The organism is Deltaproteobacteria bacterium (assembly GCA_016874735.1).
In the GTDB taxonomy this organism is placed as follows: Bacteria; Bdellovibrionota_B; Oligoflexia; order Oligoflexales; family CAIYRB01; genus CAIYRB01.
The window spans coordinates 1-13,671 of sequence record VGTI01000073.1 but is presented as its reverse complement, the minus strand read 5'-3'; the positions used below and the strand labels follow the sequence as shown (position 1 = coordinate 13,671).

The following is a 13,671-nucleotide window of genomic DNA, read 5'->3' as shown; positions in this document are numbered from 1 at the left end:
AAACAAGCAGAGAAAAATCCCTAGAGTGATGCTCGTGATAACTCGTGGCGTTGGCTGCTAGCAAAAAATTGAGCGGCAAGGATGCGTATTGTTTTTTCACTTGCTTTCCTACAGACGGGATTGGGACGACAGCGCCGTCCAATATGCTTACCGTGGCTGGCAAAATTCAATCCACCACTGGAGGCATTGTTTTTCCGGATGGGACCACGCAGACTAGTGCGGCAGTAACTGCTGGCACCAACAATACCATGCTAAGTGGTTGGCCAGATGCGATTAGTTGCAATTATAACGGCGCTACTGAGTTTGCATATCTCTTGGGTCACGTCAACAGTGGTACCAATGTCCAGTACTACGTAGCTGGTTCGTACATCAATTACACACTTGCTGGAGCTTACGCTAACAATTCGGGGTGGAGCATCTGGGATTGCGTTACCGGCGCATACAGCATTTCGCAGCTTGCCGCTAGGGGGCAGACTTTCAATTTTGCAAAAGGCCCCGCAGCCCAATGGCTGCAAAACGGCACCAGCGGATATTACAATGCCGGCAACGTCGGGATCGGCACCACCACTCCAAGTGCCCCACTGTGGGTCAATGGCTCCGGAACCGGTGCGAGCTCCGCTAATACCGCGGCTTTTAGCGCGCCGAACATCGGCAGTAATACCTCCGTTGTCCACTGGGGTTCCACTGGCGATATCTATTGGCGATCCGCAGCATCGACTGGAAGGGTTATCCTGCAAGATACTGGCGGCAACGTCGGCATTGGGACAGCAAATCCTACTGCCGCCTTGGAAGTAAAAGGCTCGATTAATTTAGATGTCGCCAATTCATCTGTTTCCCCTGCCGTTATTAGCCCTATTGATTCTGGAAGTTATGGCGTTCATCTTGCATTTTCGCCTAGAGCAAACGGTGGATCGGCTGTCGAAGCAATGCGGATAACTCAAGCCGGCAACGTCGGGATTGGGACGACGGCGCCAGGAGCTAAGCTGCAGGTTGACACGGCTAGCATCGGATACGGCGAAGTAAGGATCAAGTCTACGGGCACGAGCTCAACAATCGGCTATTATTCAGCTGATGGCGGCTGGGATGCCGGCGTTGGCGGATGGAATAATCCCGACAAGTTCGTGATAGGAAAATATAATCCTGGTGGCGGCGCCAAACTTGTCGTTGACACAAGTGGCAACGTCGGAATCGGCACGACCAACCCGAACGCCAAATTAGCAATCGCCAACAACGTCAGCAGCGATGGTCCCGGAGGAAGTTATAGCAGTTATCAACTCATGCTCTACGATAGTGGCAACGCCAACAGCAGTTATGGCCTCGGCATCTCGAGTTCGGTCTTGTGGTTTAATTCCGCCGCGTTTTTTAAGTTCTACGCCAATGGCACTCAAATCGGTTGGATCGACGCATCAGGGTTCCGCACTGGTTCGGACCTGCGTCTCAAAAAGGATATCCGGGTCCTTGAGAGCCCGCTCCAGCGGCTACTTTTGCTAGATGGGGTCAGTTATTCTTGGATAAACGAAAACTTCCCCAGAAAGCGTGTGATGGGATTTATCGCCCAAGATCTCGTCAAGGTCTTTCCGGAGGTAGTCGATGCCGACGAGAATGGATACCTCTCGGTCAACTATAGCCAACTCATTGCTCCTATGGTGGAAGCCTTGAAAGAGGAGCATGAACAGAAGCAGGAGCTGGAAAATAAGGTGGAAAAGCTGCAACATAAACTTGATGATTTAATCAAAACTCTGTGCGAGAAGGCCCGAACCGAGGAGCTTTGTCATAAATAACTTCGTGTTTATTAGTTGTGCTAGTTAAAACTAAAAGTAGCGCCCCTGGCGCAATAGCCGCCAATCTACACCACTCACTTGATCACGCTGATTGTTTTACTGATTTGTCGTGGAAGGGTGTCACGCGGTTACGCCCGGCTGCTTTTGCTTGGTAGAGGGCTTTGTCAGCGTTTTCGATCAGCTGCTTGAAGTTGATGGTACCAGTGGGCATCAGACTCGCGACGCCCACGCTGAGAGTCACAAACTCGCCAACCTTTGAGCCGCGGTGCGAGATTTTTGCGTCATTAACCGTTTGGCGCAGGTTCTCTCCGACTTTATTGGCTCCTTCAAGTCCAGTTTCAGGCAGGATCACCCCAAACTCTTCGCCGCCGTAACGGCACAGCATGTCACCGGGACGCCTCAGCGCATCGCGGAGTATATCGGCGACCTGGCGCAGACACTCATCACCGCTTTGGTGACCGTAGAGATCGTTGTAGGCTTTGAAGTAATCGATGTCGATCATCAGCAGCGAGATCTCGTGTTTACTGCGGGATGCCCGCCGCCATTCTTTGTCGAGCACGCGATCAAAATTACGGCGATTTGCGACGCCAGTGAGTCCATCGATGAGAGATAGGCGCGTCAGCATAGCGTTGAGATCAGAGAGCTGGCGGGTGGCTTCGATGAGCTCGCGCTCGCGCGCTTTGCGGCGATCGATTTCATGTTTAAGGCGCAACGCGGCGCGTACGCGCGCTAAAAATTCAAACTCCACAAAGGGCTTGCGCATGTAGTCGAAAGCCCCATAGGCGATGGCCATCGGCGCATGATCCGCGACCGAGCCCGTCGAGATCACCAGTACTGGCACGTCGTGGTAGTGGAAGGACTGCTTAATGCGCCGGCATTGCTCAAGGACGTCGTCAGCCGTATCGCCGCCGAGGATGATCAGCTCGTAGTCCAGCCCGTACATGCCGCTGACATGCGTGTTTGTGATCCTCAGACGCTCGAAGCATTCGTCGTTCGACGAGACAAAGGTGAGTTGCGTGTAGCCCGCCGTCGTGAGTGTCTTTTCAATAATGTCCTTGTCTGTTTTAGATGACTCTACGATCAAGGTGCTCATACTACGACTCCTCTGGGTGTCCTCGACTCCCACCCTCTAGCTATCGGTACATGAGTCAGGGATTTGAGCCGAGCGGTATACTGCTGGCCCGAGGATCTTTTCTGTGCTTCTGAAACGGGCGTTGCTGTGAAGCTTTAGGTCGCCAAAATTACGGATCTTAATTTGGTTTTTAAAGATAATCCCTCAAGCCTAGACAGCAACCCGCCTTCATGAGAGCATCGCCGGAAAGTCAACGCATCAGAGTCCTATGTTAGAGGCGCATCCATGAACCACGCGACACTAGGCACGCAGGCCGCTGCTCCGACGGGTGATCTTCTGATCACTGGTCTCACTTTGATTACCGAACCAGGGACGGTGCTGCCTGATAGTGGCATTTTGGTGCGCGGTGGTCAGATTGCCGAGATTGGTCCAAGCGCTGTCGTTTCGGGGCGGCATCAAAACCTAACTGCCGTGGACGCTCGAGGCTACATCGGCATGCCTGGGCTGATCAATGCGCATACGCACGTGGCGATGGGTTTTTTTCGCGGTCTGGGTCATGGTCAGGATGAAATGATCGAGCGCTTTTTTTTTCCGGCGGAAAAGTCGCTCACGCCTGAGCTTCTAGCACCGCTCAGTTTCTCCTACATCTATGCGGGTCTGGTTGCAGGGGTGACCTGTTTTAGTGATCATTATTATTTTAGCGAGGGTGTTGCGCAGGCCATGGAACGGTTTGGTGTCCGGGGCGTTGTCGGCGAGACTGTGGCCGATTTAGGCGGCGCCTTTCCTGGACGCGCGAGCTGGGACCGGTGGCGCCGCTTGATCGACGCCTGGCCATACTCGTCGCGCATCACGCCTTCGGTGGCACCGCATGCGGCCGACACCTGCTCGGAGGCCCTCCTGACGGAACTGGCGACCTTTGCGCGAGACAGGAAGTTGCCTCTGCACATGCACCTCTCGCAGACGCGAGGTGAGTTTCAGCGGGTCCAGCAGCGGGCTGGCTGTACGCCGGTCGAGTTTGCGCACCGGTGCGGGGCGCTTACTGATCTGACTCTCGCGGTGCACCTCGTCACGAGTACGGTCAACGATCATAAGATCCTGTGCGGTCAGGGCGTGACCGCGGGTATTTGCCCGGCGTCGCAGATCATTTACGAGCAGCTAGCGCCGATCGCCGATCTGATGCGGGCCGGCGTGCCGATCGCCCTGGCGACAGATGCTGCAGCCAGCAACGATACGGCAGATCTCCTGGCCGAGATGCGGCTTATGGCCCTATTGGCCCAGGACCGCGGCGTGCCCGAGGAGCATCGCAGTCCCGAGGCTATCCTTAGCATGACGACAGAAAATCCAGCGCGTGCAATCGGTCTAGCCAGCAAAATCGGCTCCCTAGCCGTGGGCAAGGCGGCCGACATCGTCTTCCTGGCCCGCGACCTCAGTACGGAGCCGTCGCCTAAGCTGACCACCAACGTTATCTACAGCCATACTAGCCGCAACGTCCGCCACGTCATGGTGGACGGGCGCTTTGTCCTTTATAACGGCAAGCCAACAATGGTTGATGCCGATCAACTTTTGGCCGAATATGAGGCCGCGGTCGCCGCGATTCACCGGCGAGTCGACGCCTTAGCAACCAAGTGAAGCAGTTTGAGAGGGCACATTGAGCCACGGTCTACGCGCCGCAGTTGAGGATCTTGAGAGGGTAGGGGAGCTAGTGCGCGTGCGCGAGGAGGTTTCCCCCAACCTTGAGATCGCCGAGATTCAGCGGCGCGCCTATGCACAGGGCGCTCCGGCACTGCTGTTTGAACGGGTGCGGGGGACGGAGTTCCCATGCGTGGCTAACCTGTTCGGGACGATGGACCGAGCCAAATTTATCTTCAGGGACACGCTTGAGCTCGTGCGTCAGGCGGTGCGCATTAAGGCCGATCCGGCCGACTTCGTCCGCGGAATCCCGCGGGGCCTCGCCAAGCATCCTGGTGTTTACCTACGTCTCCCTTTTGCCGGACTCACGTCGCTCCCGCGGCGCGTCTCGCCGGCGCGAGCGCCCACGATGCAGTGCCAAACGACGCTTAGCCGGCTGCCGGCAGTGAAGAGTTGGCCCATGGACGGTGGCCCCTATATTACCCTGCCGCAGGTGCTGTCGCAGGATCCGGATCGCCCGGGGCCGATGGCCGCCAATGTCGGCATGTACCGGGTGCAGCTAGCGGGCAATCAGTTTATCCCCGATCAAGAGGTCGGTCTCCACTACCAGATCCACCGAGGCATGGGGATTCACCACACGAAGGCGGCGGCGCGCGGCGAACCACTACGCGTCAGCATCATGGTCGGTGGTCATCCAGCGCACGCGGTCGCGGCGGTGATGCCGCTGCCAGAGGGACTATCAGAGCTGATCTTCGCCGGGATGTTGGCGGGGCGGCGCTTTCGCTACGCGCTCCATAATGGTCATCTCATCAGTGCTGATGCGGATTTCTGTATCGTCGGGACGATCACAGGCACGACCAAGCCGGAGGGGCCATTTGGCGACCATCTGGGCTACTATAGTTTGACCCACGATTTCCCCGTGATGAAGGTGGAGGCAGTCTATCATCGCCGTGATGCGATGTGGCCATTTACTGTGGTTGGTAGACCACCGCAGGAGGATACGACCTTTGGTGAGCTCATTCACGAGATCACTGGTCCGATGGTGCCGGTGTCGCTCCCTGGCGTGAAGGCACTGCATGCTGTTGATGCGGCTGGTGTGCATCCGCTGCTGCTCGCCGTTGGGTCGGAGCGCTATACACCGTATCGCTCGACGCATGACACGGGGCCGCAAGAGTTACTGACCCAGGCTAACGCCATCCTCGGATTCAATCAGTGCTCGCTTGCCAAGTATCTATTTGTCATTGATGGCAACGACAGTGCAGCTCCCGCAGTTGATGATATCGAAGCGTTCTTCAATTACATGTTGCAACGCATCGATCTCACACGCGATCTGCATTTCCAGACGCGTACCACGATGGATACGCTGGATTATTCGGGCGAGGGTCTCAATCAAGGCTCCAAACTAGTGATCGCAGCGACAGGCGCACCGCGCCGTCAATTAGCGAAATCGGTGTCTGCTGGCATATCAGTGCCAGATGGCTTTAGCGACGTGCGGCTAGTCTTGCCGGGTGTGCTCGCTGTTTCCGGCCCTAAATTCACCAGTGTGACAGATGGGTCTAGTGACAAATTGCTGGCGCATCTCGCCTCGCTACCTGCTGATCTTTTGCGTGACGTTGTGCTCATAGTGCTTTGTGACGACAGCGAGTTTTGTGCGCGCAGTCTAAACAATTTTCTTTGGGTCACTTTTACGCGCAGCAATCCTTCACACGACTGTCACGGTGTCCGCAGCTTTACCAAGTTTAAGCATTGGGGTGCCGAGGGACCGCTAGTGATTGATGCGCGCATCAAGCCACATCATGCGCCGCCACTGGTCGAAGATCCTGCCGTGACGCGCCGCGTCGATGCCATGTGTGCCAAGGGTGGCAGCTTACACGGCGTGATCGAGTGAGAGGAAGTTGGCGAGCAGCTGGCGACCGTGCTCGGTGAGCACACTCTCCGGATGGAACTGAACGCCTTCGATGGGGCGACTTTTGTGTCTAAGCCCCATGATCATGCCTGATTCTAGCGCGGCCGTGACTTCGAGTTCTGCGGGGAGCGTGCTGCGCTCGACGATCAGGGAATGATAGCGCGTCGCGGCAAAAGGACTGGGTAGGTTACGAAATACGCCGCCCTGTTGGTGATGCACGTGGCCGACCTTGCCGTGGACTGGGAGGTCGGCGCGGATCACTTTGCCGCCAAAGGCCTGGCCTATGGCCTGATGACCTAGACAGACGCCGAGCAGGGGGATGCGCGCTGCCGCAGCTGCACCGATGAGGCTTAGGCAGACGCCAGCTTCGTTTGGTGTAGACGGTCCTGGCGACAGGATGAAGGCATCGGGGCGCATCTTGATGAGCTCGTCTGCCGTGTGCGCGTCATTGCGGCAGGTGAACACGTTGGCGCCTAGTTCCTGCAGGTATTGCACCAGATTGAAGGTAAAGGAGTCGTAGTTGTCGATCATGACAACTTGTTTACTCCTTGAATCTTTAACTTTGGACTGAGCGGTGATTTTTAAGTTCATCGGGTTTGCCACGCCCCCGCGTTTAATCAGTGATCCCCGCGATCTTTGCCAGGAAACCGTCCTCGTGATCAGCGTGCATCAGCTTTTCGCCGTAGCCGCGCTGCTCCTCAAGTATATCACTCAGGATCTGTCGCGTCGTCAGCGGGTTGGCAAGTACCACGCGCAGGACGGTGAGCAATTGTCCACCGTAGGCTGCGCTCTCAAGTCTGGTACGTGAAACAAAGGTCTTGCCCGCTGTTCTTTGATCCTTCTGGATCGATTCGGTCAGCTCGCTAAGGATCTCGTTAACCTGCGCTTTCGCTGCGGCGGTGCCGCTATCCAAGATGCGCCGTGCCGCGGCCGGTACGTAGCGGTAGGTGAGGATATTGGTTTGTGGCTCGGTGATCACCTCAAAGTCACTTGTAGCTCTGATCATCTTGGCAAACTGGCCGGCCTTGCCGATGCCAAGGTCGATCAGCAGCTCGTAGCCTTTTTTGCCAATAATATGCAGCGCCGAATGCACAAGCATAGCCATACCTGGACGCGTGCCCTCGAGTGTATGCTTGCCAATATCGCGCGAGCCCTGACGGATGATGTAATTGGCGTGATGTTCTACGGCACTGAGTGACTGCGGATTTTTAAACAGTACCATACCGGCGCCAACAGGCACGTAAAGCTGTTTATGCGCATCAATCGTGACGGAATCGGCACGCTCGATGCCCTTCAGTAAATGCTTATAGCGCGACGAGAACAAGGTTGGTCCACCCCAAGCGGCATCGACATGGAAGTGGGCTCCCGCCTCAGCTGCCACATCGGCCATCTCGTCCAATGGATCGACGCTGCCGGTTTCGGTAGCGCCGGCAATCCCGACGATTGCCATCACGCCGATGCGCTGCTGGCGCAAGGCGGCGATCTTTTTCCTCAGCGCACCGATCTCAATTTGATGTTTAGCATTGATGTCGACGACGTGCAGCTGATCGTGACCAAGTCCCAGTAGGTCAGCCGTCTTTCGCATCGAGTAATGGCCGCGCCGCGAGATCAGTACGGCAATGTCGTCCAGTTCGTAGTGTCTTAGGGCCGAGACTAGCCCGGCTTTTTGTATGCCGGCAAAATCGCCACGCGGACCTAGCATAGTATTGCGCGCCGCCCAGAGACCTGTGACGTTTGCGATCGTGCCACCGGAGCAAAAGACTCCCAGCGACTGCTGAAAACTCTGCGTCCATTTGTCGTAGAATTCGTCACCGAAGTCATAGACCAGGCGATGCAGGATGCCGATCACTTGCCGCTCAAGTGGCGTGAAGGCCTTTGACGTCTCGATCTTCACGACGTTTTGGTTGAGCGTCATCATGATCTTGGCCAACGGGAACATGAAATACGGCAACGATGACGTCATGTGACCGACAAAGCTCGGCGATGCCGTACGTACCGACTGCGCTACGACTTTGTTGAGGATAAAGTCCACTTGCTCCGACACAAACAGCGGGTGCTCGGGCAGAGCGGTGTCTTGAAAATCACGCTCTAAATTAGCCGGAGCAATATCACCCGCGACGACGCGGTCGGTAAGGAAACCGAGCAAATTTTCCGAAATTTCGCGGTCAAGGCGGCTCAGCGTCGATAGCTCGTTTTCCGGCAACGTAAACACGCGGCGCATGGTCTCGAGGGTGGCCTCGGCATGCTTCGGCGGGTTTAGCTGCTTAGTCATGACAACGCTTCCTGCTTGATCTCATGGATCAGGCCTAGCAGTCCGACATCGCTATCGACGAGGTGAAAGGCTAGTTCAAGCCCGGAATTGGTGCGAGCCTTGCGCAGCAGTCGTCCCTGTACCAGAGGCGACGGTAAATGCGGCATGTCGTGATCCAGCTGCATCTCGTAAGTATCGCCAGTCACGAGTAGCGACTCGGCATCGGCCTGCTCGCGTTTGGCCTCGGCAGATGCCGTAGCCCAGTGGGCGCAGAGCCCCGTGCGCGAGAGATTTAGCCCTCGCAAGGTCAAGACGATGCGCCAAGGATCAAACCCGAGAGAAACGCGCACTGGTCCGTTGTAAGGACTGCGGTCCTCACGGGCGATGAGTAAGCGATTAGCAGCGACAGTTTCGTTCATGGACAGGGCGGCCTCCGGCCGGGAGAGACTAGAGGTGAACGCGATTATTATCAAGCGGCCGTCTCCGACTTGGGCCCATCAGAGCTGAGAATGGTGGCTAATTTGTCCGCTATTTCAGGACTATAGAGCATTTCAAAATGGCTTATGTGATGCACGGGAATGGCCTCTACCTGAGATGTCGGTGCACTCGGAACAAATATCCCCTTGGCGCCGATGGCAACCCGGTCGCGTCGCGAATAAATACAGCTGATTCCTAGATTTGGCGGGACGGATGCCTCATGAAGGTCACGCAGAAAGTCGGACCCGGGCCGCATCTGCCCGACATCGCGCCAAAGGAGTCCGAGTGGCGTCACCAAAGCGAGATAGGTGAGCCAGGTACCGCAGAAGGGGGTACCCATCGTCACGATCTTGTCGCAGCGCAGATGGCCGCCGAGTTTCAGGGCCCACCAGAGGGCCACGAGCCCGCCTTTGGAGTGGGCGACAATGTGAATCTTCTGAAACCCGTAACGCTCACACTGGCGCTTGATTTTGTAGTCGATGAAGTTAGCCGTCTCGATGATATCTGCCGTGAAAAAAGTCCCCAGCAGGCCACCCAGATTAAACGACATCACTTGAAACCCGCGCTCCGACAAGAGGCGCTCGAGCTGCGTCATGGTGCGACGAGACGAGAAAAAACCGTACAGCAGCAACACCGGCGTTTTATCCGGATCAAATTTGTGCTGTTTGACGATGTCGTTATTGACCCTGGCCTCGTAGCGAATCTCCGCCATCACGGCTTTGAGGCGTTGCCACATACTGGAACCGTTTTTGCGGCTGATGTATTCAAATACGAGCAATGGGGCAATGATGCTTACGGCCACTAATTCCAGGAGCGCTACGGTGGAGCCTAACGCCGTTTCAGCTGGATCGACGAGCTTGGCATAAAGATAGGCCTCAGGCAGGACGCCGAGGAAGCTGAAAAGAGCGACGCTGCGCAGGCGAAAATCGAGAGCCCCAAAGAGGAAGCTCATAACATCAAAGGGCAGAATCGGCAGGAGGCGGGCAGCAAAAACAATCTTGTAATCCTGCGAGCGCAGGAACTTAAAAGTCGCGGGTAGATTGGCGCGGAGCCACGGCTTAGCGTAGCGCTGGCCAGCAGTTTTGCTGATGGCAAAGACCGCGAGGCACGAGAGCACACTGCCCACTGCAGTCAGCAAGGCACCTGTCCATATGCCGAAAGTCTTACCGCCTAAGATCGCCAGAAAGGCAAGCGGTGTGAAAATGAAAGGGCGTACCGCCGACAGTAAAATAAAGGTGAGGACGCGCGGTAGCGGATCACCGGCTAAACAAGAGTCGAGCGAGCTGCCGCAGATGTGTTTCCAAAATACAAATGCGGCAAGAAATAATACGGCCAGTATTGTTGCCTCAATGGCAAGCACAGCACGAACTTGTTTGGTATGCTGAGGTGCGTTCAAGATGGTCTTTGCCCAAGTTGTGTGGGACGAAAGTAGGCGAGGGGGAGGACGCGAGGCCGCAGAGCGGCCCAGCGGCAATTAGGAGATAGTATGTTGATTATAACATGGGCAGTGCGGTTGTGGCTTGCCGCACATCTGAGCTGGGGGGCTACAGTTACTGCGGCCTCAGCCAAGCCGACTCCCGACGCGATGCGCCAGACGCTCGTTAAAACTGCTGCCGCCCTGCTCGACGAGGCGCAGGTGTCGTACGTCTATGGCGGCAAGCAGGTTGGTGACAGCGCCGCCTGTAATAGCTGCAATGACTGCCTCAGCGCGCGTCGTCCTGCGCCAAAGGCTCGCCTCAGGGAATGCCCAGCCTGCAATGCATGCAGCATCGATTGCAGTCACTTTACGGCTTTAGTCTACACGACCGCCGGAATTCCCTATCCATATCTCGAGACGGCCCGGATGCTGAGCCTCGCGGCCGATACCCTAAGGCGGCGCTACCACCTGGTCGACATGGGCGATGATCCAGCCCGCGCGCAACCTGGGGATCTCTTGGTTTACGACGGTCATGTGGTGCTCCTTGAAAAGCTTTATCCCCAGCACGTCAACTTAGGGGTGGGGGTGGGTGCTCCCGGCCAGCGCGTCGACTTTGGTCAGGGGCCGATCATCAGGGGTGACATCGTGCACGCTACCGGCGGCGGACCGATCCGTAGCCCCGGTGAGGGCATTCAGCGGCAGCGCTTTGTCGACCTAGGTCGATTTCGCGGTGTGCTTCGGCGCATCCTGAGGCATACTGAGGTGTCGTCTTCCCATGCAGATGGGATGGCTGCACCTTTGCATCACGGTAAATTGCGTCCAGTCCTTAAGGCCACGAGTGAGGACGGTTGAATTTCCTGCGAAAGGCAGCTACTCTCTCCTGCAATTTACGGGAAGAATTAGCATTCATTTAATGTTTTCAGTTTGTTAAAGAGGCTAGCGCATGTACTCAACCACTGACTTTAAAAAAGGCGTGCAGATCGAATTCAAGGACCAGGCTTGGACGATTGTCGAGTTTCAGCACGTCAACCCGGGCAAAGGCGCGGCTTTCACACGCACCAAACTGAAAAATCTCGAGACTGGCCGCGTCATTGAAGCCACCTTCAAATCCGGCGAGAAGGTCGGCATCCCGGACGTGCAGACTAAGGCTATGCAGTATCTCTACAACGATGGCGAGAGCTACACCTTTATGGATCAGCAGAGCTACGACCAGGTGCAGCTCACCAATGACGAGATCGGTGATGCCAAGGACTACATCATTGAGAACAGCGTCGTGAACGTGACCTACTACAAGGGCAAGCCGGTTTCCGTTGCACTGCCCAACTTTGTCGAGCTCACCGTGCGTGAGACGCAGCCTAACATTAAAGGTGACACCTCCGGCGGCGGCGGTAAGCCGGCGACCATGGAGACTGGTCTCGTGGTGACTGTACCGTTCCACATTGCTGAGGGCCACATTCTTAAAATTGACACCCGTACTGGCGAGTACGTGGAAAAGGTGAGGTAACAATGAAGCTGGATCAGCTTGAGAAGGTGATTGAGCTGGTGCGTCGTCACGGTATTCATCAGCTTGAAGTTGAGGATGAAAATCTACGGATCAGCGTTACCGCCACGGCGCCAGGAGCTCCGTTAACGCACGGATTCGGCGCAGGTCTGCCGCTCGCGGCGCAACAGGCCTTCGTGACACCGCCAGCTTACGGCGCTCCCGTGGCCAGCGTCTCGCCAGCCACTCCCGCAGCTACTCCGGCTGCTAAGCCTGCGCCGGTGATTTCCGGGCGGTTGCTCAAATCACCGTTCGTCGGCACCTTCTACCGCTCGCCGTCGCCTGGCTCTGATGCCTTTGTTGATATCGGCAAGCGAGTTAAAAAGGGCGACACCCTTTGTATCATTGAAGCGATGAAGTTGATGAACGAAATCGAGGCTGAGTTTGACGGTGTCATCAAGGAGATCTTGGTCGACAACGAGCAGCCTGTGGAATTCGACCAACCGTTGTTCGTGCTGGAATAAATCGAGTCGCATTAGATCGAGTTGGAACACGTCGAGTTGGAATAAGGGCACCGATGAAGAAAGTACTCATTGCCAACCGCGGCGAGATCGCCGTGCGGATCATCAGGGCTTGTCGTGAGCTTGGGCTGAAAACCGTGGCGATCCACTCGACGGTGGATCGTGACTCGCTCCATGCTAAATTAGCTGACGAGAGCATCTGTATCGGCCCCGGGCCGAGCGTGCAGAGTTACCTGCGGATCCCCGCCGTGATGAGTGCGGTAGAGATCTCAGGTGCAGATGCAGTACATCCCGGCTACGGTTTCCTGTCGGAGAATGCTGACTTTGCCCGGATCTGCCGTGAGTACAAAATCAACTTCATCGGCCCAGACCCTGAGCATATCCACGCCCTCGGCAACAAAGTCGAGGCCCGCGCTTTGGCTCTAAAAGCAAAGGTCCCCATGCTACCCGGTAGCAAGGGTGTGGTGCGGTCGGAAGAAGAGGCCCTCGAGCTGGCCAAGGAAATCGGCTACCCCATGATCATCAAGGCAGCAGCCGGCGGCGGTGGTCGGGGAATGAAGGTGGTGAATAAGCCTGAGGAGCTGGTGCGTCAGTTTCAGCTTGCTCAAGCTGAGGCCCAAGCGGGATTCGGTAATCCCGACTGCTTTATTGAGCGATACTGTGCGCGTCCCCGACACATCGAGATCCAGCTGGTGGCCGACAAGCACGGCAACTATGCCCACCTCGGTGAGCGTGATTGTTCGATTCAGCGGCGGCATCAAAAGTTGGTGGAAGAGTCGCCCAGCCCCGTGATGACCCCGGAGCTGCGCAGTCGTATCGGCGAGGCTGCCATCAGGCTAGCTAAGGCCGTGGGTTATGTCTCCCTCGGTACCGCCGAGTTTCTTTTGGATGAAGACGGTCAGTTCTACTTCATGGAAGTGAATACCCGCGTCCAGGTCGAGCACACTGTGACAGAAGAGGTGACCGGTATCGATCTCGTCAAGGAGCAGATTCGGATCGCCCGTGGTGAGAAGCTGTCGTTCGACCCAGCGAGCATCAAGCTGACGGGGCATGCGATGGAGTGTCGCATCAACGCTGAGGATCCAAGCAGCTTTGCCCCTTGGCCGGGCAAGGTGACGGCTTACCACGAGCCAGGCG

Annotated in this window: 12 protein-coding genes; 7 read left to right on the top strand and 5 right to left on the bottom strand. The window is 56.4% G+C overall.

Annotated features, from left to right (window positions below; all coding sequences use genetic code 11):
* The first annotated feature begins 44 nt into the window (after positions 1 to 44).
* On the top strand, positions 45 to 1,781 hold the full coding sequence (locus tag FJ146_17525; protein ID MBM4253770.1) for a hypothetical protein: 1,737 nt from the start codon (positions 45 to 47) through the stop codon (positions 1,779 to 1,781).
* An 82-nt stretch (positions 1,782 to 1,863) separates the two neighbouring features.
* On the opposite strand, the gene FJ146_17520 is transcribed toward FJ146_17525, so the two are convergent.
* Positions 1,864 to 2,874 (bottom strand): diguanylate cyclase, encoded by a 1,011-nt coding sequence (locus tag FJ146_17520; GenBank protein ID MBM4253769.1) that lies wholly within the window; start codon positions 2,872 to 2,874, stop codon positions 1,864 to 1,866.
* A gap of 264 nt (positions 2,875 to 3,138) precedes the next feature.
* On the opposite strand from FJ146_17520, the gene FJ146_17515 reads away from it, so the two are divergent.
* Complete coding sequence (locus FJ146_17515) at positions 3,139 to 4,482, top strand: amidohydrolase family protein (GenBank protein ID MBM4253768.1); 1,344 nt, start codon at positions 3,139 to 3,141, stop codon at positions 4,480 to 4,482.
* A gap of 19 nt (positions 4,483 to 4,501) precedes the next feature.
* Positions 4,502 to 6,370, top strand: coding sequence for a UbiD family decarboxylase (locus tag FJ146_17510; protein ID MBM4253767.1), 1,869 nt, complete (start codon positions 4,502 to 4,504; stop codon positions 6,368 to 6,370).
* On the opposite strand, the gene FJ146_17505 is transcribed toward FJ146_17510, so the two are convergent.
* From FJ146_17505 to FJ146_17490, 4 genes are read right to left on the bottom strand one after another with little or no spacing between them, the layout of a single operon-like run.
* Complete coding sequence (locus tag FJ146_17505) at positions 6,350 to 6,979, bottom strand: aminodeoxychorismate/anthranilate synthase component II (protein ID MBM4253766.1); 630 nt, start codon at positions 6,977 to 6,979, stop codon at positions 6,350 to 6,352. The two genes, FJ146_17510 and FJ146_17505, sit on opposite strands and share 21 nt — an antisense overlap.
* Positions 6,980 to 7,001: 22 nt before the next feature.
* A complete protein-coding gene (gene panP, locus FJ146_17500; protein ID MBM4253765.1) occupies positions 7,002 to 8,660 on the bottom strand; it encodes a putative pyridoxal-dependent aspartate 1-decarboxylase in 1,659 nt (552 codons plus the stop codon).
* Positions 8,657 to 9,058 (bottom strand): hypothetical protein, encoded by a 402-nt coding sequence (locus FJ146_17495; GenBank protein ID MBM4253764.1) that lies wholly within the window; start codon positions 9,056 to 9,058, stop codon positions 8,657 to 8,659. The genes panP and FJ146_17495 overlap by 4 nt, the downstream gene beginning before the upstream one ends.
* A 50-nt stretch (positions 9,059 to 9,108) precedes the next feature.
* Positions 9,109 to 10,590, bottom strand: a complete 1,482-nt coding sequence (locus FJ146_17490) for an alpha/beta fold hydrolase (protein MBM4253763.1) — start codon at positions 10,588 to 10,590, stop codon at positions 9,109 to 9,111.
* A 12-nt stretch (positions 10,591 to 10,602) separates the two neighbouring features.
* Here FJ146_17490 and FJ146_17485 point away from each other — a divergent pair, with 12 nt between their 5' ends.
* From FJ146_17485 to FJ146_17470, 4 genes are all read left to right on the top strand, one after another.
* Entirely contained in the window at positions 10,603 to 11,385 is a 783-nt protein-coding gene (locus FJ146_17485) for a hypothetical protein (protein ID MBM4253762.1), read from the top strand.
* Between the two features lie 91 nt (positions 11,386 to 11,476).
* Entirely contained in the window at positions 11,477 to 12,037 is a 561-nt protein-coding gene (efp, locus tag FJ146_17480) for an elongation factor P (protein MBM4253761.1), read from the top strand.
* A 2-nt stretch (positions 12,038 to 12,039) separates the two neighbouring features.
* Positions 12,040 to 12,537, top strand: coding sequence for an acetyl-CoA carboxylase biotin carboxyl carrier protein (locus FJ146_17475; GenBank protein ID MBM4253760.1), 498 nt, complete (start codon positions 12,040 to 12,042; stop codon positions 12,535 to 12,537).
* Between the two features lie 53 nt (positions 12,538 to 12,590).
* Positions 12,591 to 13,671: ATP-grasp domain-containing protein (locus tag FJ146_17470; protein MBM4253759.1), on the top strand; the 1,081-nt coding region annotated here is incomplete at its 3' end.